Origin of the sequence: Candidatus Macondimonas diazotrophica (assembly GCF_004684205.1) — a bacterium.
Taxonomy (GTDB): domain Bacteria; phylum Pseudomonadota; class Gammaproteobacteria; order UBA5335; family UBA5335; genus Macondimonas; species Macondimonas diazotrophica.
The window spans coordinates 73,236-96,447 of the sequence record NZ_SRIO01000001.1; the positions used below are offsets into that span (position 1 = coordinate 73,236).

A 23,212-nucleotide genomic window follows, 5' to 3' on the forward strand; every position below is an offset into this window, starting at 1 on the left:
GCGTATCGCACCGTCGACCCGTTTCATACCCAGCTCGTCTCCGGGAGACCAGACGCATCCCGCTGGGTTTCCGGCGCAGCGGCCTGGAACGCGGCCAGCGTCATGCACGTGGCATACACCTGCCGCACCAGGGGGAATTCGGAGAGATCGACGCCCTGCTCGATGGCTTCATGCACTTCTGGTACCAGACAGGCATCAGCCAGCGTCGGGTGATCGCCGTGGCAATAGGCACCGGTCTCAGTGCTGCTGCCGAGCAGGTGCTCCACGGCCGCCAGGCCTTCTGCGATCCAGTGCGCCGACCACTGCGCGACCTGAGCGTCGTCCTGCCCATGCTGCTTGCGCAGATAGCGCAACACGCGCAGGTTGTGCAGCGGCTGGATATCCGAGATGAACAGCTGGGCCAGCGCCCGCACCCGCGCCCGACCGGGAATGTCCTTGGGTAGCACGGCACGCGTCGGCCAACGCTCTTCCAGATACTCCATGATGGCCATGGACTGGGTAATGACGTGACCTTCATCCACAAGTACCGGCGCCAGCCCTTGCGGATTTAGCGCCCGGAATTGGTAACGCTGCAGCTTGTCGCCGGCAATGTCGACAAATCGGTACTCGCAGGAAAGACCTTTGATATTCAGGACGATCCGGACGCGATGCGCAGCAACACTGCGGTGATAGGTATAAAGTTCCATCGGCTTTTGGCCCTTTTTGGAGACAGCCCGTCTGATGCGGGCAGGTAGGAGCGTCTTGAGCGGGATCTGCCCGGTCAAGCTCGCGAAAACTGAAAATCCCCGCAGTGGACGGCGCCATGGCCGCTCTTACAACCATGCTGCCGGGCCGCTGGGATCGATGCATCAGGCCCCGGAACCGTCACCCGCAACCGTCATGGACTCGACGAGAATCGAGCCGCAATGGATGCTACCGCGGGCATCCACGTCGTCGCCCACCGCCACGATCCGCCGGTACAAGTCGGCTAGATTACCGGCAATGGTGACTTCCTCGACGGCGTGAACGACCTGTCCGCGTTCCACCCAGAAACCAGCGGCGCCACGCGAATAATCCCCGGTCACGAGATTCACGCCCTGCCCCATCAGCTCAGTGACCCACAGGCCGGTATCCAGCAACCGCAGCATTTCAGCTTCGCCGCCCCCACAGGTCGGCGCCACGGCGAGATTGTGCACACCGCCGGCGTTCCCCGTGGAACGCAGACCCAACCTGCGGGCCGAATAGCTATCCAGAACGTAGCCCGCAAGGAGACCGTCGCGAACCAAGTCCCGGGGGCTGGTGGCCACCCCTTCCCCATCAAACGCGGCGCTGGCCATGGCCTGTGGCAGGTGCGGCTGTTCATGCACATGCAAGTCGGGACTCATGATTTGCTGACCCAGCTTGTCCTGCAGGAAGCTCATCTGGCGATACAGCGACCCGCCGCTCACTGCACCGACGAAATGTCGAATCAGACTGCGAGCGACTTCCGGCGCAAACAGTACCGGTACGCTGCGAGATGACAGGGCACGCGCACCCAGGCGCGCCAAGGCGCGCTCGGCGGCGTGTCGACCAACGGCTTCGGCATCCGGCAATCGACTCGCAAGCCGGGCACTTTCATACCACCCATCTCGCTGCATCTGCCCACTTGCCTGCGTTACCACACTCAAACCGAGGCCGTGGGAGGATCCGCACCGCACGCCACGAAACCCTTGGCTGTTGGCCAGAACCGAAATCCCCAACCCGGTCTGGATTCCCGCGCCTTCAGAACTCTTCACCCGCGGATCGGCGTCCAGGGCTGCCGCTTCCATGGCCAACGCCCGCTCAATGGCTTCCTCCGGCGTCAGCGCCCAAGGATGATAGAGATCGAGCTCGGGAATGGTCCATGCCAGTGTCCCCGGATCGGGCAGCCCCGCTGCCGGATCGGCCTCGGTATGGTTCGCCAGGTCGCACGCAGCCTTCACCGTCTGGTCGATCGCCTCGGGACGCAGGTCCGTGGTGCTCGCGGCCCCTTTGCGCTGCCCAAAATAGACGGTGATGCCCAAACCGCGGTCGCGTTCGTGCTCGAGGGTTTCGACTTCCCCGCTGCGGACACTGACCGAATAGCCGACTCGAAGTCCGATCTCGGCCTGAACCGCATCCGCGCCGCCCGAGCGCGCACAGGCGAGCGCCCGCTCCACAGCGGCCTCCAGTGCGGGCAATTGTAAGCGGAGGTCGGGCAGCGACCCCGGCGAAGTCGAATCATAAATCACGATGCTGCAAACCCATCCATGTCCACTCCCGGTGAATTCTAACAGCCTGCCAGCGCACTGGGCGCACCGGATCGCCGATCCCCGGTTAGCTGCCCGAACATGCCAATACAGCGTTTTTCCTATTGCCTTTGGCGATCGAATCTCCTAGCCTGATTCGTTACTCCTGAGATGTGGAGTTGCGCGGGGAATCCAAGCCAATTCGGTCTTGCGCACCCGTCGCCGAGACGGGACGCCACAACCACAGGGAAGTACACTCACCCATTATAGGGACGTAACGATGGCCTACGATTCTAGGTATCTGCGCGGCAAGGCGGCAATCGTCGGCGCCGCAGACGAGGTTTCGCCGACCGGCGAGCTTCATCTGAGCGAGCGGGAGCTCGAAGTCAAAGTCATCCATGCTGCGTTGGAAGACGCCGGACTCAAGCTGTCCGATGTGGATGGCCTGTTCTGCACCGGCATGATGATGCCGAGCATGGAATTGGCGGAGCATCTGGGCATTCGCCCGCGCTACACCGACAGCACCATGACCGGAGGCTCGAGCTTCGAGGTCCACGTGGAGCATGCGGCTGCGGCGATCGCCCTCGGCCTGTGCGAAGTCGCGGTCTCGGTCTATGCCCAGACGCCGCGTTCCAAGGGCGGACTGACCGGCGGCATGGCGGCCATGATGAACGCCTTCGACCGCAAGAACCCGCCCCCCTTCCTGGAATGGGAAATGCCGGCCGGCCTCATGCTTCCCGCAGGCGCCTATGCCCTGGCCGCCAGCCGCCACCAGCATCTGTACGGCACGACATCCGAGCAGCTAGCGCAGATTGCCGTGTCCACCCGCAAGTGGGCGGAAATGAATCCCCGCGCGCGCTATCAGGATCCCATGACCATTGAGGATGTTCTGAACTCCCCCTTGGTCTGTGACCCGCTGCACCGCTATGACTGCTGTCTCGTCACCGACGGTGCCGGCGCGGTCGTCATCACCAGCGCCGAACGCGCCCGTCATCTGAAGAAAAAGCCCGTCTACGTGCTGGGCGCCGGCACGCACCACGATCACGCCATGATGGTCTCGGAAATGCCGGAACTCACCGTGACTCCGGGTGCCGTCTCCGCACCGAAGGCCTTCGACATGGCCGGTGTGGCCCCCAAGGACATCGATCTGGTGATGACCTATGATTCCTTCACCATCACCGTGCTGATGTCGCTGGAAGACATGGGTTTCTGTCCAAAAGGCGAAGGCGGTCGCTTCGTAGAGGACGGCAAGCTCGGCCCCGGCGGCGCACTGCCGACCAACACCAACGGCGGCGGCCTTTCGTACACCCATCCGGGGATGTACGGCATGTTCCTGTTGGTCGAAGCCACCAAACAGCTGCGCGGCGAATGTGGTCCCCGGCAGGTGCCCGATGCCAAGCTGGCCGTGGCGCACGGCGTGGGCGGAGTCCTGTCCGCCTGCTCCACTGTGGTCCTGGGTACGGAGGAAACGCTATGAGCCGCATGATGATGGGCACCTCGCCCCACGCCGAACCGTTCTGGAAGGCGACCGAAGAAAAGAAGCTGATGCTCCAGTACAGTCCGGAAACGGAGCGCTACTATCACTACCCGCGCGAAGCGGTCGTGATTTCGCCGAAGACCGGCGCCGTGGAATGGCGCGAATCCCAGGGGTTGGGCGAAGTCTATGCGTTCAGCATTATGCGCAAGCCCGGCAATCCCGCGATGGGTCCGCGCGTTCCCTACGTGGTGGCCATCGTGCAGCTCGAGGAAGGTGTGCGGATGATGACTAACGTCGTCAACTGCCCTCTGGAAGAGGTGCAAGTGGGCATGAAGGTAAAGGTATCCTGGGAAGAATTGCCCAAGGGGCGCCATTTCCCGGTCTTCGAACCCGCGTGACCGATCCAGCAGGCGGGACGATCGTCCCGCCTGCACTCTTATGCCGAGCAGAGACCGTGACTATCCGTGTCGCCACTTTGAATGAGCATACGGCCCCTCCGCATCCCGGAGAACTGTTCCGACAATGGTATGATGCCGCTCGGCCACTGCACCCGCCCGAACCGGATGCGATGGCTCTGGCCACTGTGGGAATGGATGGACGGCCGAGTATTCGCATCGTGCTGCTCAAGCAGTTCGATGAGGACGGGTTTGTCTTCCATACCCATTACGGAAGCCGCAAGGGCGAGGAACTCGCGCATAATCCGTCGGCTGCGCTCCTGTTCTACTGGCCTGCTCTGCTCAGGCAGGTGCGTATTGAAGGTAGTGTCGAATGTATCGACCCGGTTGAGTCCGATGCCTATTTTCGTAGCCGTCCACGCGGCAGCCAGATCGGGGCATGGGCCTCTCCTCAAAGCCACGTCCTGAAAGGTCGAGAGGATCTGGAGTCACGAATCGCACGTTTCACTCATGAATTTGCCAACAAAGACATCCCCCGCCCCCCTAATTGGGGTGGATACCGCCTGTTCCCCCTGCGGTTCGAATTCTGGCAGGCTCAGGCAGATCGGCTGCATGATCGTTTGCTCTACCAGCGCCGAACGGACCAGACTTGGTCTCTGGAGCGCCTTGCCCCCTGAGAACCCATCGCTTGTTGCCCTGACCCGGCCCTCTTGATTTGTTCATCGGGGTGAGGAATTATCACCCACTTTTTCATTCTTCCCCACGGGACAAACGCGACCTGGAGCCCGATGTGAGACCTTCTTCGCTGGATCTAGAAGATCTGTTAGCCTGCGGCCGCGGTGAGATGTTCGGCCCCGGCAATGCGCAACTCCCTTTACCGCCGATGTTGATGTTCGACCGGATCACGCACATCAGCGAAGAAGGGGGGGGGCATAATAGAGGACAGGTCATCGCTGAACTCAACGTCAGGCCCGACCTTTGGTTTTTCCAATGTCATTTTCAGGGTGATCCCGTGATGCCGGGCTGCCTGGGCCTCGACGCCATGTGGCAGCTGATGGGCTTTTACCTGGCGTGGCTGGGCGCCCCCGGCCGAGGCCGCGCCCTGGGTGTCGGCGAGGTGAAATTCACCGGTCAGGTATTGCCCAATGCCAAGAAAGTGATCTATCAAGTGGATCTGAAACGCGTCATCCTGCGAAAACTCGTGATGGGTATCGGGGATGCTACGCTGAGCGTGGACGGCCGCCAGATTTATACCGCCAAGGATTTGCGTGCCGGGCTTTTCACCTCGACGTCCGACTTTTGAGGACTCGAATGAAATCGCACCGCACCACAGTGGAGGAAGGATACCGATGAAACGCGTCGTCGTGACCGGTCTGGGGATTGTCTCCAGTATCGGGAACAACAAGGCCGAGGTTTTGGATAGCCTGCGCGCAGGCCGTTCCGGCATTACGTTCCAGGAGACCTATGCCGAACAGGGATTGAGATCCCAGGTGGCCGGCTCCATCGGGCTAGACGTTCAGGCGCTCATCGATCGCAAGCTGATGCGCTTCATGGCCGATGGCCATGCCTACGCGTGGGTGGCCATGCAGGAGGCCATCGCCGATGCCCAGCTGACTCCCGACCTGGTGTCCAACGTCCGCACGGGACTGATCGTCGGTGCCGGCGGCGCCTCCCATGCGAGCATTCAGGAAGGGATCGACACCTTGCGAGCCAAAGGCGTCCGTCGGGTCGGCCCCTACATGGTCACCAAGGCCATGTGCAGCGGAATATCGGCCTGTCTGGCCACCGGCGCGCAGATCAAGGGCATCAATTACGCGATCAGCTCCGCTTGCGCGACCAGTGCCCATTGCATCGGCAACGCCATGGAACAGATCCAGCTCGGCAAACAGGACATCGTCTTTGCCGGTGGATCCGAGGAAGAGAACTGGACCATGGCTTTCATGTTCGATGCGATGGGCGCGCTGTCGAGCAAGTACAACGACACGCCGGAGAAGGCCTCACGGACCTACGACGCCGATCGGGATGGCTTCGTGATTTCCGGGGGGGGCGGCATCCTGGTACTGGAAGAGCGTGAACATGCCCTGCGCCGCGGCGCCCCCATTTACGCTGAATTGGTCGGCTATGGCGCCACCTCGGATGGTTACGACATGGTTGCCCCTTCCGGCGAAGGCGCCGTACGCTGCATGCGCCAAGCCTTGGAAACCGTCGCGACACCCGTCGATTACATCAATACACACGGCACCAGCACGCCGGTGGGCGATGTACGCGAGCTCGAAGCCCTGCGGGAAGTCTTCGTCGATGCCATGCCGCCGCTCGCCTCCACTAAATCCCTGACCGGACATGCGTTGGGCGCCGCTGGCGTGCACGAAGCGATCTACAGTCTGTTGATGATGCGGGAAGGGTTCATTGCTGCATCGGCAAACATTGATCGACTCGATCCGCAAGCCGAAGGCCTGCCCATCGTCCGCGAACGACGCGACGGGGTGAAGCTCAACACCATCCTGTCCAACAGCTTCGGTTTCGGCGGCACGAACGCTTCGCTGGTGTTCTCGCGCCACGACTGCTAAGCCCCATGCAGGCCGCTACGAGCGGCCTGCAATTTTGACGTAAGTCATTGTGGAAATTGGGCTATGGGCTATCCTCACAGGGAGTTTCCCAAGAGGATGGTCATTGTCCATGACGCCCGCAGACATCTTCGATGCCGCGCTGGTATCGCGCTATGATACCCGCGGGCCGCGTTACACGTCCTACCCCACGGCGGATCGCTTCCATCCCGGATTCGGCGCGGGCGAGCATCAGCGCGCCTTGCGAACCCGCGCCGCGGCCCCCCTGTCGTTGTATCTCCATATCCCCTTCTGCCCCAGCCCGTGCTTTTACTGTGGCTGCCATCGGGAAATCACCCGGCAGCCCGAGCACATCCGCCACTATCTGGACAGTCTGGCGCAGGAAATCGCACTCAAAGCAGCGATGCTGGAGAACCCCGAGGCGGTGGTTCAGGTGCACTTCGGTGGAGGCAGCCCCACCTTTCTCACGACCGAGCAACTGGCACAGGTGGTTTCCGTACTGCGCGCGCATTTCCGATTTGCCCCGACCGTCGAGATGAGCATTGAAGCTGACCCGCGCAACCTCGATGCGATGGATCTCGGGACGCTGAGCAACATCGGATTCAACCGCATCAGCATCGGCGTTCAAGACTTCGATCCGGTGGTGCAATCGGCGATCAACCGCCACCAAAGCTACGCGCAGACCGAACAGATCATCAAATCAGCCAGGAGAGCGGGTTTCGACTCCGTCAGCCTGGATCTGATTTATGGACTGCCTTATCAGGAGCCAGAACGTTTCGACGTGACGCTGAATCAAGTGGTTGAGCTGAACCCGGACCGCGTAGCCCTCTACAGCTACGCGCACCTGCCCGGTCGTTTCAAGGCACAGCGCCGCATCCCGGTCGATGCATTGCCCCATCCAGACGCAAAGCTGCGACTGTTGGCGCAGGCCGTGGCGCGGCTGACGACAGCCGATTACCGCCACATCGGCATGGATCATTTCGCCAAGCCCCACGATTCGCTCGCGATCGCGCTACTCGAAGGTCGACTACACCGGAACTTCCAAGGCTATTCGACGCTCGGGGGATGCGACCTCATTGGCCTGGGCGTCAGCGCCATCAGCCAGATCGGCTCGTGCTATGCGCAGAACACCAAAGACTTGAAAGACTATACCGCGTGCCTGAACCAGCGTGACCTGCCGATACGGCGCGGCATTGCGCTGACACGCGAGGACTTGTTGCGCCAGGATGTGATTCAGCAGCTGATGTGTCAGGGGCGTGTCGCCTATGACGACATTCGGGCGCGCCATGGCATCGATTTCTCAGCATACTTCACCGACGAGCTGCGCGCGCTGGGATCGGCCGCCGCCGATGGCCTGGTGCGAATCACGACCAAGGCGTTGGAGGTGACACCGCAAGGCCGCTATTTGCTTCGCGCAGTCGCCTTCCCGTTCGATGCCTACCTCAATCGGAACCCGACCACGACTTCGCACTCCCGACTGATCTAGCCGCAACGGCAAGCCCGCGCCGGCACAAGCGGCTTACCCTAGTGCCTGAAGGCAGTGATTGGCTCGTTCATTCAGGCCGTCAAGGTCGAGGAGGCTGACTTCACGCCGTTCGGTGTGGATCAGGCTTTCTCGCTCGAAGCGCGTGATCACCCGACTGACCGTTTCGGTCGCAAGCCGGAGATAGTTGGCGATGTCGCGCCGAGGCATGGCTAAATTGAACACGCGGTCCGAATAGCCCCGCTCGCGGTAACGATTCGACAGATCAAGCAGGAACCCCGCGACCCGCTCCTCGGCGCTGTAGTCGCCAGCCAACCAGGCATAGGCCGAAAGATCCTTGCTCAGCAACCGGAAGATCTGTTCCTGCAAACGCGGAATCTGTGACGCAAGGCGGCTCAGATCGCTGTAGGGCAGCGCGCAGACGCCACCCATGTCGAGCGCCACGACGTTCGACTGATAGACGCCGGGGTAAATCGCATCAAGCCCGATCAGCTCCCCCGGAAGGTGGAACGCCAGAACCCGCTCGCGGCCTTCACTGTCCATCCGGTAACTCTTGAAACAGCCGGAGCGAACCGCGAAAAGCGTGGTGAAACGCTCTCCGACCCGACACAGATGGGCCCCGGACTCCAGCGGCGGCTGTCGTTCCACCAATTGATCGAGTCGTTCCATATCTGCCGGGTCCAAGCCGACGGGAACACACAGCTCGCTCAAGGAACAATTGACACACGTGCGCTGGATCGCGCGGTTGGGCACGGGACGATTGGGAAACGACGCCATTTTCGAATACTCGGATGAGAAAACTTGGAATCATTGTCCCCCAAGGGGATCGGCGGTTCCCTTGATGCAGGTCAATTTCCCGGAGCCTATCTCGCCTTAGTCTAGTTCACGGGAAGATTGCTCGGCTTAGGCTTTCGCCTCGCGGCCAGCATCTTCCCGCTCTCCGGAAAGATGGCGCATTGAACAGGGAGGGATCCCCCTCCCTGTTTTTTTGCTCGGCAGCCAAATGGGTATACTGCTGTTGCCGCCGCGCCATCGGGAGAATGCCATGCGCCATCTGCCCATACCCAAAGCGCATACCAAGCTGGTGTGCACCATCGGCCCTGCGTCCCGGCGGCCGGATATTCTCCAGCGCATGCTGCGCAGCGGAATGAGTATTGCGCGACTCAACTTGGCCCATGGCGATGCCGAGAGTCATCGCAGTACCATTCACCGCTTGCGGGATGCCAGCCGGCTGACCGGATACCGGCTGGCCATCATGGCCGATCTCCCTGGGCCCAAGATGCGCGTGGGACACCTCGATCCTTCACCCATCGCCCTGCGCCGAGACCAAGAGGTCCGCCTGATCGAAGGTTCCAGCAGCGACACGAGCGGTATTCCGTATGATTTTTCTGGCCTCGCGGATGCCATCAAGCCCGGAGAAGTCATCTATCTCAATGACGGCTTCATCCAGCTGAAGGTGCGATCGATCCAGGGACGTGAAATCACCTGCCGTGTTCAGGTTGGCGGTAATCTGCTCTCCCACAATGGCATGAATGTTCCCGGCATTGATTTGGGCCGCAGCGCCTTCACTAGCCGCGATGCGCAGCTCCTGGAGATGGCGCTCGAGGCAGGCGTCGATGCCATCAGCGTGTCCTTCGTGCAGCGCGGAGACGACGTGCGCGAGGTTCGTGCGCGCGCTCGACAGCTGGGCTTCGACCCCTTTCTGATCGCCAAGATTGAACGCGCAATCGCGGTGCAGGAAATTGACGATATCCTCACCACCTGTGATGGCATCATGGTGGCACGTGGAGATCTCGGTGTCGAAACCCCTATCGAATCGATCGCACTGACGCAGAAAACGTTGATCCGGCGGGCCAAGCAGTTCGGGCGCCCGGTCATCACCGCAACCCAGATGCTTGAATCCATGGTCGAGAATCGACGTCCCACCCGCGCTGAGGCCACCGATGTGGCCAATGCCATACTCGATGGGACAGACTGCGTGATGCTGTCGGAGGAATCAGCGATCGGGCAATATCCCGTCGAGGCCGTGCGCATGCTCACACGGATTGCACTGGCGACGGAGAAATCCCGTCCTGCGCTTGATTCGGCGTGGTTTGAACCCGACAAGAAGCGTGCTCAGAAGGTAGAAGAACTGATGGCGCCAGACCTTGCCGATCTGGTTCACAAGATTCGCCCACCCGTGGTCATTGCACCGACCGATAGTGGCGCAACAGCTCGCCGGCTTGCGCGCTTCAAGTTTCCCTGCCCCGTGATTGCGTTCAGCAGCGCCGCCAAAACCTGTCAGGATCTATGCTTTTCCTACGGTGTCGTTCCCGTTCAGGTCGACAGTACCGATGTGGTCTGGCGTGAAGTGGCTCGGGCGTGGTGCACCGAGCAGGGGATTCGTCGCGGCACGGTGGTCATGACGCACGGCCCCTCTCGGGCCCATCCGGACGCCAGCAATTTCGTTGAAATCTTCAATTTGGATGAAAAGCGGGGGGAAACCGCTGCATCCGTTGCTGACCGCTCAGGAAGTCCCTGAGCAAGTTGCGCTGCGCAATCTGAAGCTCATCGAATCGAGCGCCCATTCGCCACTGATCGTTTGCCTCTGCATTCGGAAGAACCGACCGAACCTCCAGGCAGGTTTCCAGTGTTCCCAGCGGAAAACGGAGCATCGCCGGATACCGTTCATGCGGCAGCGTCGGTAAAACCGCAGATGACAACAGTACCCCCATGCCACCGAGGGACAAATCCAGCACGTCTGCTCGAACCGCACTCGGCGAAGCCGGAAACAATGTCAGCTGCACGGGCGCGGCGTGACCGAGTTTGATTCGGCCTTCATCACGCATTTGCGCATACCGCATATAAGTCGGGCGGCCCAAGTGAAAGCAGCACGCCCGCTGGCTCGTCTGCCGACAACTGACCTCCAGGCGCTGCCCGCCTCGCTTCAATACGAGACGAGGCTGCGGGCCTTCCACCATCACGGCATCCGGAATTGCATCGAGCCGACGAATCACCCATTCATCTGCAAGCGGCACCAGCCTGGCGGGTAGCTCCGTCGAATCCTCCACACAAACGGTCACATTGGTAAGGTCGGAAGCCCACTCCGCCAACAGATCATGGATACGCTGCTGCCCTCGGATGACTTCGTAGCCACGCCCTCCAAGGTGTTTATGGCCTTGGCCCATCGCAACCATCCGAACTCGAACGACTCATTACGTCGAGCACCAAAAGACCATCACGTGGTTTCACTCCGTTGCTGATTCATGAATTTCGCCGCCATACGCTGCGCATCCGGCCGATAAGCCTTGGCCATCACCAGGTCGCGAAGATGTGCGATTCGCTGAGCCTCCGACCAACGCTCCCCCAATTGCTGCAACAGTGAAACAACCACCAGACCCCCAGCGGACTGAGGAGCAGTCGTGCACACCTGTTCCTGAATTCCGGCAGTTCCAACAATGCGTTTTCCTTGCATGGCCCTTGTCCTCAGTTAACCCAACCGAAGAGTGTATCGGTCAGCTTTCCGTCAACTTGAGGATTTCCGCGCCAATCAATTGTCAGTTCGCCAGTTTTTTGACAACCCGGGATTTTCTGTTGACGGTTACCTGACCCAATCCGCCATTCGGCTCCGGATACGCTTTACCGCCTGGCTGTGAATTTGGCAGGCGCGCGACTCACTGACTCCCATGACCGCGCCGATTTGGCGCAGATTCAAATCCTGCTCGTAGTACAACGACATCACCAGGCATTCCTTTTCCGGAAGACCCGCCATCACTTCTGCCAGAACCGCCCGAAAGCCATCCGCTTCGATCTGCTCAGCCGGATCGTCCCGATCGCCATCGCCGGGGATCTCGCCCGCATCGACAACGCCATTATCCGGCTCATCCAGGCTCAATACGCGACATCCGGCCGCGTCTTCGACGATCTGATAGTACTGATCAAGATCGATCTGCATGGCGGCCGCCACCTCGGCTGGCTTGGCCACGCGCCCCAGTTGATGCTCCAACTCATGCACGAACGTCGCCATCTCACGCGCTTTTCGATGTACGGACCGAGGTGCCCAGTCCACCTTGCGTGTTTCATCGAGCATTGCGCCGCGAATGCGGATTCCGGCGTAGGTCTCGAAGCTCGCACCTTGATTGGCATCGTAGTTCCGCGCAGCCTCCAGCAACCCGATCATGCCTGCCTGAATCAGATCGTCGATCTGGACGCTGGCCGGCAATCGGCTGGCCAGGTGTTGTGCAATCCGCCGTACCAGCGGGGCATGCTGGACAACGAGATCATGCTGTTGACGGGCTTCATTGTGAGCGGGCTGCATCATGGCTCTTCTCCATTTTGGAACCCCCTCTTTATTTCCAGTTTGCAGAGAGGGCTTAGGTTGTCTCCCGAACGCCGAATTTCCGACAGCAGTTGCTGTGGCTCTTTCGGCGGCCATCTAAAGCAGGAAACGTTCCAAGCAGAGAAGAAGGGCAAATGAAAAATATAATTTATTGTTTTTATTTATCTTTTATAGGGGCACTGCAAACCAAGCAAACGCCGATGGCGTGCGGACCGCCAGAATTCTGACGCGCTGGACGCGAGCACGAGCGCCAAGCGCCAAGTTTCGATCCAAGGAGAAGGCAGAACAGGAGGCGGAAGGAATCGTGGTCAATGATCGGTCGGGAGATCCGATCGCATCAGGCCGTACTTCCGTAGTTTTTCAACCAGCGTGGTTCGGCCAAGCCGCAACAACTTTGCGGCTTGGGATACCACCCCGTCACTGGCCTCCAACGCTTGCCGAATCAGGTGCATTTCCATATCCGCCAAGTGCTGCTTGAGGTCCAATCCTTCGCGCGGCAACCGCGGCATGGCCGATCCATCGCTGCCGGACAAAGACTCCAAGGCAGGGTGAATCGCGGGCAGTTTCTCGGCCTCATCGTCGCTCGCCACTTTACCGCGATAATTCTCCGGTAAATCGGCCAAGTCGACGCTACCGAAAGGATGAAGAATGGCGAGCCGCTCGACCAGATTGGCCAACTCCCGAACATTTCCGGGCCAGCGCGACTGGCACAACGCTATTACTGCGGCCGGCGTCAGGCGGACGGAGGTGCCGCGCTCATGCTCCAGGCGGGCAACAATCTCCTCCAGCAACAGCGGCAGATCCTCGATCCGATCGCGCAACGGCGGCATTTGGATTGGAAATACATTCAAGCGATAATAAAGGTCTTCACGGAACAGTCCTTTTGCAATCTGGTCTTCCAATACCCGATGCGTCGCCGCGACGATCCGAACATCGGCCGGAACGCTGCGATTGCTGCCCACGCGCTCGAAGACCCGCTCTTGCAAGACCCGCAACAGCTTGACCTGCATCGGCAAACTCATGTCGCCGATCTCGTCCAGAAATAGCGTCCCGCCCTGCGCTGCCTCGAATCGCCCCTCCCGGCTAGTCACCGCACCCGTAAAAGCACCCTTTTCATGACCGAAAAGTTCAGACTCCAGCAGTTCCCCGGGAATGGCTCCACAGTTCACGGCCACGAACGGTGCGTTGCGGCGCGTCGAGTAATAATGGATATTGCGCGCAACGACTTCCTTCCCCGTGCCCGATTCACCCAGAATCAATACATTGGCATCGGAGCCTGCGACCTGACTGATCAGCTTTCGGACATTGCGAATCGCCCGGGAATTACCGACCAGACTGCGGAACAACTCGACGTTACGCGGCCGCCCTTTCATATCGGTGCCTTGCCGATACAGATCGACCTGACGCAGCGTTTCGACCAACTGTTCGTGGCGCACGGGTTGTTTCACGGGCCAAAGTGGATGATTGGCTGGTCCCGGCGATCCTGAATCCAGCCAAAGGATCGGCAGGTGGGGTGCCTGCTGATGCAGACGAGCCAGAGAAGCGTCGCGCAGCTCAAGAGAATCGAGTTGGCCGACGCAAACCGCAGCCCATTCCTTGCGTTCCCACTGCGACCAGTCCCAATTGGCCGGGTCACGAACCTGTTCGGCCTGAAGATCGATGAAACCGAGGATGGTTTTCAGGAGTTCTGCTTGGCGCGGATCATCATTCAGAATTAGGATTTTTGCCTGACCCATGCCCCTTTTGCCTCCAGAACCCATCAACTGAACGTCTTGTTTTCAGAATTGGGGTTATCTTGGGCAGCGGGGGACGAAATTGTCAATTTTTTGTCTACTGCGATGTAGCCGCCTTCGCCCCACTGACGAGTCGCTCGGCGAGAATCAGTCAGTAGGCTACAATACGCGGGCCGAGCGCCCGGGTGGCGAAATCGGTAGACGCAAGGGACTTAAAATCCCTCGGGCTTGTCCCATGCCGGTTCGAGTCCGGCCCCGGGCACCAAAGTCGCCTCGGCTCCCCCATGCACCATGACTCCTGCGGCCACTCCGGCCAAGGCGTTTCAGCGCGCGGCTGTCCGACGTTGCGATCGCCACCTTGCGCCGTGCTGCGCTGCGGACCCAGTGTGCCGACACATCCTGTTCATATCCCGCTGGCATCTTGGAAGCGCCAGCCGGGCGAGCGAACTGGGCACGGCACGAGGAACCAATGCGTGCGCACCCTCGCAATGCGTCCTTCGCCGCATTCCCGGCCTTGCATTTTCAGTGCCGTTCTGACATACAAGGGCGAGCTTCAGGAAGAGACGGGTCTGCCGCCAGGGGTACCCCATGCACGACTTGAATCAACATGTTCTGCGCACCGACGCCAGTGGCATGCCGCTGGAATGGATCGATTACCAGCAGGCGGCGCGCCTGCACCACCTCGGAGAAGTGGCCTACGCTCTGGGGGCGTCGCTCTATTGCATTCGCGGCGGCTTCAACGCTCTAACCGGTCAGCGCAGCGTGATCGAAATTCATTCCATCCTGGCCACCTTTGGCCACAACCATGTCATTCACGAGCTCCGCGACCGCTACACGCCACCCCTCGGCAACCGCACTTTGTTTCGTCGCGATGGGCACCTATGCCTCTACTGTGGTGGGCGCTTCCCGGTCAGCGACCTGTCACGGGATCATGTCACGCCGATCAGTCAGGGCGGGAAAGACGTTTGGACCAATGTCGTTGCCGCATGCAAACGATGCAACAACCACAAGGCGGGGCGGACGCCGGAACAAGCCGGGATGCAGCTGCTCGCGGTGCCCTTTACGCCGACTCATGCGGAATATATCTATCTGAAAGGCCGCCGTGTGCTGGCGGACCAGATGGCGTTTCTGCGCAGCCACTTCCCCCGCTCGAGCCCTTTGCATGCACGGATGACACGCCATCCCTTCGACTGATCGTCACGCCCGCCACGGCATCGTACGGCAAGTCACCAGATCTGCAAGAAATTCCATGTGATCAGGCGCATCGTTGAGCGCCGGAATGTAGCGCAGCGTGCCGTTCATTTTTTGGAACTCCCCGGCATAGCGGATTGCGATCTCCTCCAGCGTTTCGAGGCAATCGGTCGCGAACCCAGGACACAGCGCATCCACAGTCCGCACCCCGTGAGTCGCCCATTCCACCAGCACGTCGTCGGTATAGGGGCCGAGCCACCGGGTGGGTCCGAAGCGGGACTGAAACGCCATCGTCCATTGATCCGGTTCGAGTGCGAGCGCCGCAGCTAGGGCCTGCGCTGTCATCTGGCATTGCACTGGATAGGGATCGCCCAGATCCGCGTAGCGCTGAGGAATGCCATGGAAGGACATCAACAGGCGTTCGCCCTGACCCATCCGGTCCCAATAGGCGCGGACACTGGCGGCAAGCGCCGCAATATAGCCGGGCGCGCAGGCATACTGGTTGACCCACTGCACTTCCGGGAGCGCGCGCTGAGCGCTCAGCCAAGCCCCGACCGAATCGATCACCGACGCGGTTGTCGTCGCCGAATATTGAGGATAGAGCGGCAGCACCAGAATGCGCTCGCAACCCGAGGCGCACAGGCGATCGAGCGCTACCGTCATCGGCGGGCTGCCGTACCGCATGGCCACGGCGACCTGATACACGCCCGGGGCTTGCCGGTCCAAGATCCCTTGTAGCGCAGTGGCCTGGCGCCGGGAATACACCAACAGGGGTGATCCTTCCGTCATCCAGACACTATCATAGGCCTCCGCGCTGCGACGCGGCCGGACGCGCAGAATCACGCCGTGCAAGATCGGCCACCATAACCAGCGCGGCGCCTCGATAACCCGTGGATCACTCAGAAATTCCGCCAGATAGCGACGGACCGCGCCGGCTTCAGGTGCCGCGGGACTCCCCAAGTTCACCAGCAGGACGCCGATCGGCGAGTGTTGCAATGGAGCAGCTGAATTCATGTTGATTTGCGCCAGTGGCCAACGGTCACATTCCGGAGATGAAAGATCGGCCATTCGTGGTTTAAGGTTAAGACGGGATCACCATCACTCGATGATCTCTTCGGGGCATGGATCGCCATCTGGTAAAATAATCTGGCACATGTCTTGCGTCTCAGACGCCAGCAAGGCTATACACAGAACACCGCGTGAAGCTTTGCGAAGACACCGACAGGAGTGCACCATGAAACCGCATTCTATCTTCCCTGTAGCGCTTTTGGCCGCCCCCGCCCTCGCAACCGCCCAGCCCGTCGAAATGAGCGATCACGAATTATCGGGCGTTACCGGACAGGCCTACATCATCGAACTCGGCCCGTTCCAGAAACCCGTCGCCGATCTCACCGAACGCGATGTGGTTCTGGTCAGCGATCTCGCCCGTGGAGTGGAAGCCGAAGCGCCGCTGTTGACATATGTGGCGCGCCAAAGCGCCGTCAAGGGCGTCAACCTGACGGTCACCGCCACCAAGACGACAGTCATCGCGGGTGTCGCCACGGTGCCGGGGGTCGGCACGGTAATCGCACCGATTCTCTCGCTGACGCCCACGCCGAAAGTTCGCTTCGAGTAATGGATTTGCAGGCCGGAGCCGTGCTGACCACAGCCCCTCCGGCCTCTTCCTAACGCCCCATCACCTGCCTCAAATCCACCTCCCAATGTTCGTATCCTGCCTCGGGCGGAATACGCATCCGCTTGCCTTGCGGCGTATCGACCAGCCGCGGCAACACGGTGACGATCGGGGCCGATCCGGTTGCCGCCCATAGGCTATCGATCGTCGGGTGACCGGTCAGTTTCTGTAGGTTCATCAACGTCGGCCAAATGATGGTATGGCGGCCATCCTGCGCCGCGACGATGGCGTCACCCGGAGTAATCCACAGAGAATCGACGGTCTCACCGCCATCGTGGCGCAACTGCGCATCGCCCCGCATCCGCGCCAGAAAAAAATGGGTATCGAACCGCTTGGGCATCATCTCTGGCGTGATCCAGTGCGCAAAGGGCAACAGCGCATCGAGTTCTAGAACAGCCCCAACTGCCTCAAGCAGCTCCTCGAAACTCGCCCCCGCCTGCGCCAGCTCCGTGCGCAGCCGGTCGACGGATGCATCGGCCTCTCCGTTACCTGCCGCGCGAGGCTTGGCCAGCAGCAACCCACTTTCCTCGAACAGCTCCCGAATTGCCGCGACCCGAAATGCTGCCAATGGATCATCCGGCGCCCATTTCCGGGCCAGCTGCTCGTCGTCCGGCGCCACCTTGCCGCCGGGAAACACCAATGCGCCGCCCGCAAAATCGATTTGATGGTGACGGCGCACCATGAACACTTCCACGCCTTGCGGGCCATCGCGCAACAACACGACAGTAGCGGCGGGATAGGGCTTGACAACTTCCATGCGTCCTCCTCCGCAGATGATTTTCCTCATTGAGTCTAGCGAGCTTTCGGTCCGGGGCGATCCGTAGCGATCCCCGCCGTCAACAGGAGTGCACCGGCAAACATGAATAAGACCACCGATAACCCGATCCGTTGACTACCGCTGGCGGCCGTAAGCGCGGCCACGAGAAACGGGCCCAGAAACGTTGTGGCCTTGCCCGAAAAAGCCATCAAGCCGAACAACTCGTTGCGCTGCGCCGCGGGCGCCATGCGCACCAGATAGGATCGGCTGGCGGCCTGCGCCGGGCCCACGAAAATCCCCAGCAACGCCCCCCAGACCCAAAAGGATCGAGCATCCGGTGCCAACAGGAGCGCACTGCCCGTGAGCAGAAGCCCGATCAGACTCCAGATCATGGCCGAGCGAGCGCCGAGATGATCATCCAGCCAGGCAAATCCAATGGCACCCACGGCCGACGTCAGGTTCAGCACGATGGCGAACAGCAACACCGATCGTTCATCGAAGCCGAAAGTCCCAGCAGCGAACAGACCCCCGAAGGCGAATACCGTCGTCAGTCCGTCGATCAACAACAGCCGGCCCAGGAAAAACCGCAGCAATGATCTTTCGCGCATCAGCCCGCGCAGCGAACGCCACAGATCACGGAACGCGGCCTGCACCACGAAACCGCCGGTCCTGCCGGTCGCCGCTCGCACCGGGTCGCGCACCATCAAGAGCAGCGGAAGCGCAAACAGCGCCGTCCATCCCGCCGCCAGCAGGAAGGTTGCCCGGACCGGTTCGGCCGCCTCCGGATCCAGGCCAAATGGCGGGGGATCGGCCTGCACGAATCCGATCAGCGCTAGGAGCAGACAGGCCAGGCCGCCCAGATAGCCCAGACCCCAGGCCCAGCCGGACCAGCGGCCGACACGCTGGGGAGTGGCCAGATCGCCGAGCTGTGCGTTGTAGAAGACGAAGGCGAGCTCCAGCGCCACCGTACCGATCCCCGCCAACAGCAATGCGCGCAGCGCCAGATCTGCCTCGGGACGGACGGTCCAGAGCGCTGCGGTCGCCAGCACGTTGATGAGCGTGAGCAGCGCAAGAAACATCCGGCGGTGCCCGCCGCGATCGGCGATCGCCCCCAACAACGGGGCCGAAACCGCAATGGTCAATCCGGCGATCCCCATCGCATTGCCCCACCAAGCCGTTCCGGTGGCCGCATCCGGCGCAATCGCCCGCGCGAAATAGGCCGGAAACAGGAAGGTCTGGATCAGCGCGGCGTAGGCACTGGTCGCCCAGTCGTAAAACGCCCAGGCAATCAACGCGCCACGGCGCTCATGAGTCGTCGACATGGTGGCATCCATCAGCATTGGAAAGACGCGATCGCCCGCAGTTCGGCAAGGTCGGCCGTGATCACTCCCCCCACCGGGGCAGCAGATGATGCGGCACGTCCAGCAAATCCAGGATACGGGCTACCATGAAATCGACCAGATCCTCGACCTGGCCTGGTCGATGGTAGAAACCGGGGTTGGCCGGCGCAATGACGGCACCGAGCCGGGTCAGGGTGAGCATATTGTCGAGATGGATCGCGGAAAACGGGGTCTCGCGCGGCACGAGGATCAATCGGCGCTGCTCCTTGAGCGTGACATCCGCCGCCCGCTCGATCAGGCTGCGGCTGGCCCCACTGGCGATCGCTGACAATGTTGCCATGCTGCAGGGACAGACCACCATCGCCCGAAACCGGGCCGAGCCACTGGCGACGGGCGCCGTCCATTCGGCTTGCCCGAATACCCGCAATTGCCCCGGGGCTGCACCGAAGCGCGTGGCCAGATGTCGCTGCGCATCGGCAGCGCGGGCCGGCAGGCCGAGATCGGTCTCGCCATTGATCACCATCAGCCCCGGCTGCGACACGATGAGATAAACCCGCTCGCCGGCGCCCAGCAGACATTCGAGCAATCGCACGCCATACGCAGCACCGGACGCCCCGGTCCACGCCAGCACTACCGGTGGCCGCGAGCCGCCCGTCATCGCTCGCCCGCCAAGGCCGCTAGCAATCGATCGTGAAAGCCGTCGAATCCGCCGTTGCTCATGACCAGTACCTGATCTCCCGCCCTGAGTCGGGGCACCAGACCCGCTAGAATCGTCCCGGCGTCCGGCGCCAGCTGCGCTGCACTGCCCAGCACGGCAAGGCTATCCACCACATTCCAGTTGAGTGAAGCCGGCGCCGCGATCCAAGCCTCGTCTGCATCCCGCAACGCATCGGCCAAGGAAGCCTGGTGCGTACCCAGGCGCATGGTGTTGGATCGCAATTCCACCACGGCCACCAGCCGAGTGGACCCGATCCGGCGCCGCAAGGCGCCCACCGTGGCCGCGATCGCCGTCGGATGATGTGCGAAATCGTCATAGACCGTGATGCCAGCCACCTCGCCGCGCCGTTCCAGACGTCGGCGTACGCCGGCAAACGCGGCCAGCGCCGCGCAACCCACCTCCAGCGGTACCCCCACATGCCGTGCAGCCAGCAGCGCGGCCAGCGCATTGCCGACGTTGTGCGCACCGAACATCGTCCATGCCACCGTTCCCTCGCGACGGTCCGCATTCCAGACCTCGAACCGGCTGCCGTCTTGGCTCAGCAACCGTGCATGCCAACCCGAGTCCACACCGAACGGCGTCACCGGCGTCCAGCAGCCCATGGCCAAGGTCTCGGCAAGTGCCGCATCGCGACCGTTGACAATGAGCGCACCCTGCCCGGGAACAGTCCGGATCAGATGATGGAATTGCCGCTGGATGGCCGCAAGATCGGGATAGATATCCGCATGATCATATTCGAGATTGTTCAAGACCAGTGTGCGCGGGCGGTAATGGACGAACTTGGCCCGCTTGTCGAAAAACGCCGTGTCGTACTCATCGGCCTCGACCACGAAGAACGGCGTTCCTCCCAGCCGAGCCGTCTCACCGAAATTGCCCGGCACACCGCCGATGAGGAAACCCGGCGCCATCCCCGCTGACTCCAGGATGTGCGCCAGCAGGCTGCTCGTCGTGGTCTTGCCATGCGTCCCGGCAACCGCCAGCACCCACCGGTCCTGCAGCACATGGCGGGCCAGCCATTCGGGCCCGGACAGATAGGGCAGGTCGCGATCGAGCACCGCTTCGAGCAAGGCATTACCGCGACTGATCACATTGCCAACCACGACGCAATCCGGCACATCATCGAGATGCGCCGGATCAAAGCCCTCGCGAACCTCGATCCCAAGCGCCGACAACTGGTCGCTCATCGGCGGATACACATGCTGATCCGAGCCGGTGACCCGGTGGCCGGCTGCCTGTGCCAAGGCCGCAACGCCCCCCATGAACGTGCCGCAAATCCCCAGTATGTGCAGATGCACCGCGCTTGATCTCCCCGTATGCCGTCACGGCCATGGCATCATAGCAAAGCCCCTCTTGGCTCTTGTACGATCGAACCCATGCCCGACTTCATCCTTATTGACCAGCCCAGTGCGCTCGAGGATCTGATCGCCGACTGGACCGGCCAGCCTTGGCTCGGCCTCGACACCGAGTTCGTGCGCGAACGGACCTACCATGCCCGGCTGTGCCTGATCCAGCTCGCCAGCCCAAAGGGCCTGGCCTTGATCGATCCGATCGCGCTTGGTGACTGGCGCATGCTCTTCGCCCTGCTCGATGCCCCGGAGACCGTCAAGATCCTCCACGCCGCAGGCCAGGATCTAGAGCTGTTCCACGATGCCCGGCCCGATCGCCTGCCGGCACCGCTATTCGATACCCAGATCGCGGCAGGGCTTCTGGGCCATCCACCGCAAACCGGTTACGCGGCCCTGGCGCAACAACTGCTGGACATCAGCCTGCCCAAGCTGCACGCACGCAGCGACTGGTCGCGGCGCCCGCTCGGCCAATCCGAGCTGGCCTACGCTGCCGACGATGTACGTCATCTGGCCGCGCTGCATGACCAGCTGAGCCAGTCACTGTCGGACAAGAATCGCCTGCACTGGGCACAAGCCGATCATGCAGCCCTGAGCGATCCGGCCCGCTATCGCATCGAGCCCGAACGGGCTTGGTTGCGCATCGGCGCCGGCCGCATGCTGGCGCCGCCCGAGCAGGGTGTACTGCGTGCGCTTGCCGCCTGGCGCGAGCGAGAAGCCCAGGCGCGCGACTTGCCGCGCCAATGGCTGCTCAAGGACGAGGTTCTACTGCGCTGGGCCGAACAGAAGCCCGACAGCGTGGCCGAGCTGACGGCCTCGACGGCCATTGGGGCGAAGATGATCGAGCGTCACGCCGAGGCGTGGATCACCGCCATTCGCGAAGGAGCCGCACAACCTCCGCAAGCCGTTCCGCCGCCCTATCCACTCTTACCCGAACAGGAAAGAACCATCAAACGGTTGGGCCGCATTGTGCAGGCTCGCGCCTCGGAACTGGGTGTGGATCGGGCCGTTCTGGCGCCGCGACGGGAAATAGAGGCACTGGTGCTGGGCGCACGTGACGGGCAAGTGCTGCGTGGCTGGCGATGTGAGGTGATCGGTACGGATCTGTTGGCCGCGCTGGAAGACGAGCCGGCCGGCGAACCCCATCGGGCTCAGCCAGCCAACTGACGGGCTCAGACCGACAGCGCTTCGATGATGCGCCGCAGGATCTCGGTGACCTCACCGCTACCGGAAACCGTCGCCAGCTTGCCTTGGCGCTCGTAGTACTCGATCAGCGGCTGGGTCTGATCTTCATACACGCGAAGCCGGCGGGAAATGGTCTGCTCGTTATCGTCGTCGCGCTGCATTAGCGCACCGCCGCAGCGATCGCAAACCCCGTCCTGCTTGGGAGGCGAGAAATAGACATTGTAGAGGGCCCCACACTGCGTGCAGGTGCGCCGCCCGGTCAGGCGCTTGAGCAGTTCGTCGAACGGCACCTGGATATGAATGGCGCGATCGATGTCTTGGTTCAGCTCGGCGAGCAAGGTGTCCAGTGCCGTGGCTTGCGCGCTGTTGCGCGGAAATCCGTCCAGAATGAATCCGGCCTTGGCATCGGCTTGCGCAATTCGTTCGCGAATCATGCCGAGCACGATGTCGTCGCTGACCAGTTCGCCGGCGTCCATTGCCGCCTTGGCCTTGAGACCCAGCGGGCTTTGCGCCGCTACGGCAGCCCTAAGCAAATCGCCTGTGGAAATCTGGGGAACCCCCAGCCGTTCCACCAGCAGCTTGGCCTGGGTGCCTTTACCGGAACCCGGAGCACCCAACAGCACGATGCGCATTGATATCCTCTCTGTCGCGCCGCCCTGTGGCAGCGTCCCTGTTGCCCAAACGGGTAAAGTACCCGCCGCCCGCATGGGACGTCAATCGACACGGCGCTCCGGCATAAGCCGGCTCACGGTATATAATGAGCACCCCTGTACCGGCCTGCCGCGCCGTGATGCGCGTTTGGCCTTGGTTT

At 61.6% G+C, this 23,212-nt stretch carries 23 protein-coding genes and 1 tRNA gene; 11 read left to right on the forward strand and 13 right to left on the reverse strand.

Annotated elements, in window-relative coordinates:
• Window positions 1-23: 23 nt before the first annotated feature.
• Window positions 24-686, reverse strand: a complete 663-nt coding sequence (gene maiA, locus E4680_RS00345; protein WP_135280393.1) for a maleylacetoacetate isomerase — start codon at window positions 684-686, stop codon at window positions 24-26.
• Window positions 687-848: 162 nt separating this feature from the next.
• Window positions 849-2,225, reverse strand: coding sequence for a metalloprotease PmbA (gene pmbA / locus E4680_RS00350; protein WP_276605599.1), 1,377 nt, complete (start codon window positions 2,223-2,225; stop codon window positions 849-851).
• A 280-nt stretch (window positions 2,226-2,505) separates the two neighbouring features.
• On the opposite strand from pmbA, the gene E4680_RS00355 reads away from it, so the two are divergent.
• The 6 genes from E4680_RS00355 (at window position 2,506) to hemN (ending at window position 8,147) form a co-directional block, all read left to right on the forward strand.
• The gene (locus tag E4680_RS00355) at window positions 2,506-3,702 is read left to right on the forward strand and encodes an acetyl-CoA acetyltransferase (RefSeq protein ID WP_135280394.1); all 1,197 of its coding nucleotides are present in this window, start codon (window positions 2,506-2,508) and stop codon (window positions 3,700-3,702) included.
• A complete protein-coding gene (locus E4680_RS00360) occupies window positions 3,699-4,100 on the forward strand; it encodes a Zn-ribbon domain-containing OB-fold protein (RefSeq protein ID WP_167792298.1) in 402 nt (133 codons plus the stop codon). The genes E4680_RS00355 and E4680_RS00360 overlap by 4 nt, the downstream gene beginning before the upstream one ends.
• A gap of 56 nt (window positions 4,101-4,156) precedes the next feature.
• Complete coding sequence (pdxH, locus tag E4680_RS00365; protein WP_135280396.1) at window positions 4,157-4,774, forward strand: pyridoxamine 5'-phosphate oxidase; 618 nt, start codon at window positions 4,157-4,159, stop codon at window positions 4,772-4,774.
• 113 nt (window positions 4,775-4,887) lie between these two features.
• The gene (gene fabA / locus E4680_RS00370; protein WP_135280604.1) at window positions 4,888-5,400 is read left to right on the forward strand and encodes a 3-hydroxyacyl-[acyl-carrier-protein] dehydratase FabA; all 513 of its coding nucleotides are present in this window, start codon (window positions 4,888-4,890) and stop codon (window positions 5,398-5,400) included.
• Between the two features lie 46 nt (window positions 5,401-5,446).
• The gene (fabB, locus tag E4680_RS00375; RefSeq protein ID WP_135280397.1) at window positions 5,447-6,664 is read left to right on the forward strand and encodes a beta-ketoacyl-ACP synthase I; all 1,218 of its coding nucleotides are present in this window, start codon (window positions 5,447-5,449) and stop codon (window positions 6,662-6,664) included.
• A 109-nt stretch (window positions 6,665-6,773) separates the two neighbouring features.
• Window positions 6,774-8,147, forward strand: a complete 1,374-nt coding sequence (gene hemN / locus E4680_RS00380) for an oxygen-independent coproporphyrinogen III oxidase (RefSeq protein WP_135280398.1) — start codon at window positions 6,774-6,776, stop codon at window positions 8,145-8,147.
• A gap of 33 nt (window positions 8,148-8,180) precedes the next feature.
• Here the strand turns inward: hemN and E4680_RS00385 are convergent, their stop codons facing one another.
• The gene (locus E4680_RS00385) at window positions 8,181-8,813 is read right to left on the reverse strand and encodes a helix-turn-helix domain-containing protein (protein WP_167792299.1); all 633 of its coding nucleotides are present in this window, start codon (window positions 8,811-8,813) and stop codon (window positions 8,181-8,183) included.
• A gap of 385 nt (window positions 8,814-9,198) precedes the next feature.
• Between E4680_RS00385 and pyk the strand changes: the two genes are divergently transcribed.
• Window positions 9,199-10,665, forward strand: a complete 1,467-nt coding sequence (gene pyk / locus E4680_RS00390) for a pyruvate kinase (RefSeq protein WP_422666657.1) — start codon at window positions 9,199-9,201, stop codon at window positions 10,663-10,665.
• On the opposite strand, the gene E4680_RS00395 is transcribed toward pyk, so the two are convergent.
• The 4 genes from E4680_RS00395 to E4680_RS00410 form a co-directional block, all read right to left on the reverse strand.
• The gene (locus E4680_RS00395) at window positions 10,601-11,311 is read right to left on the reverse strand and encodes a PilZ domain-containing protein (protein ID WP_167792300.1); all 711 of its coding nucleotides are present in this window, start codon (window positions 11,309-11,311) and stop codon (window positions 10,601-10,603) included. The genes pyk and E4680_RS00395 overlap by 65 nt on opposite strands.
• 50 nt (window positions 11,312-11,361) lie before the next feature.
• Window positions 11,362-11,598 (reverse strand): hypothetical protein, encoded by a 237-nt coding sequence (locus E4680_RS00400; RefSeq protein WP_135280401.1) that lies wholly within the window; start codon window positions 11,596-11,598, stop codon window positions 11,362-11,364.
• 126 nt (window positions 11,599-11,724) lie between these two features.
• Window positions 11,725-12,444, reverse strand: a complete 720-nt coding sequence (locus E4680_RS00405) for an RNA polymerase sigma factor FliA (RefSeq protein WP_135280402.1) — start codon at window positions 12,442-12,444, stop codon at window positions 11,725-11,727.
• Window positions 12,445-12,770: 326 nt separating this feature from the next.
• The gene (locus E4680_RS00410; RefSeq protein ID WP_135280403.1) at window positions 12,771-14,198 is read right to left on the reverse strand and encodes a sigma-54 dependent transcriptional regulator; all 1,428 of its coding nucleotides are present in this window, start codon (window positions 14,196-14,198) and stop codon (window positions 12,771-12,773) included.
• 176 nt (window positions 14,199-14,374) lie between these two features.
• On the opposite strand from E4680_RS00410, the gene E4680_RS00415 reads away from it, so the two are divergent.
• Window positions 14,375-14,460: transfer RNA gene (locus E4680_RS00415), tRNA-Leu, on the forward strand.
• 323 nt (window positions 14,461-14,783) lie between these two features.
• The gene (locus E4680_RS00420; protein ID WP_135280404.1) at window positions 14,784-15,389 is read left to right on the forward strand and encodes an HNH endonuclease; all 606 of its coding nucleotides are present in this window, start codon (window positions 14,784-14,786) and stop codon (window positions 15,387-15,389) included.
• A gap of 3 nt (window positions 15,390-15,392) precedes the next feature.
• Here the strand turns inward: E4680_RS00420 and hemH are convergent, their stop codons facing one another.
• Window positions 15,393-16,400: a ferrochelatase gene (gene hemH / locus E4680_RS00425; RefSeq protein ID WP_135280405.1), complete on the reverse strand. Its 1,008-nt coding sequence runs from the start codon at window positions 16,398-16,400 to the stop codon at window positions 15,393-15,395.
• 220 nt (window positions 16,401-16,620) lie between these two features.
• On the opposite strand from hemH, the gene E4680_RS00430 reads away from it, so the two are divergent.
• On the forward strand, window positions 16,621-17,001 hold the full coding sequence (locus tag E4680_RS00430; protein WP_135280406.1) for a hypothetical protein: 381 nt from the start codon (window positions 16,621-16,623) through the stop codon (window positions 16,999-17,001).
• Between the two features lie 49 nt (window positions 17,002-17,050).
• On the opposite strand, the gene E4680_RS00435 is transcribed toward E4680_RS00430, so the two are convergent.
• The 4 genes from E4680_RS00435 to mpl form a co-directional block, all read right to left on the reverse strand.
• Complete coding sequence (locus tag E4680_RS00435) at window positions 17,051-17,815, reverse strand: NUDIX hydrolase (protein ID WP_135280407.1); 765 nt, start codon at window positions 17,813-17,815, stop codon at window positions 17,051-17,053.
• 35 nt (window positions 17,816-17,850) lie between these two features.
• Entirely contained in the window at window positions 17,851-19,137 is a 1,287-nt protein-coding gene (locus tag E4680_RS00440) for an MFS transporter (protein WP_240696059.1), read from the reverse strand.
• A gap of 61 nt (window positions 19,138-19,198) precedes the next feature.
• A complete protein-coding gene (locus E4680_RS00445) occupies window positions 19,199-19,813 on the reverse strand; it encodes a flavin prenyltransferase UbiX (protein ID WP_135280408.1) in 615 nt (204 codons plus the stop codon).
• Window positions 19,810-21,168: a UDP-N-acetylmuramate:L-alanyl-gamma-D-glutamyl-meso-diaminopimelate ligase gene (mpl, locus tag E4680_RS00450; protein ID WP_135280409.1), complete on the reverse strand. Its 1,359-nt coding sequence runs from the start codon at window positions 21,166-21,168 to the stop codon at window positions 19,810-19,812. The genes E4680_RS00445 and mpl overlap by 4 nt, the downstream gene beginning before the upstream one ends.
• Before the next feature lie 78 nt (window positions 21,169-21,246).
• On the opposite strand from mpl, the gene rnd reads away from it, so the two are divergent.
• On the forward strand, window positions 21,247-22,383 hold the full coding sequence (rnd, locus tag E4680_RS00455; RefSeq protein WP_167792301.1) for a ribonuclease D: 1,137 nt from the start codon (window positions 21,247-21,249) through the stop codon (window positions 22,381-22,383).
• 5 nt (window positions 22,384-22,388) lie between these two features.
• Here rnd and E4680_RS00460 read toward each other — a convergent pair whose 3' ends face one another.
• A complete protein-coding gene (locus E4680_RS00460) occupies window positions 22,389-23,033 on the reverse strand; it encodes an adenylate kinase (RefSeq protein ID WP_135280411.1) in 645 nt (214 codons plus the stop codon).
• Between the last annotated feature and the right edge of the window lie 179 nt (window positions 23,034-23,212).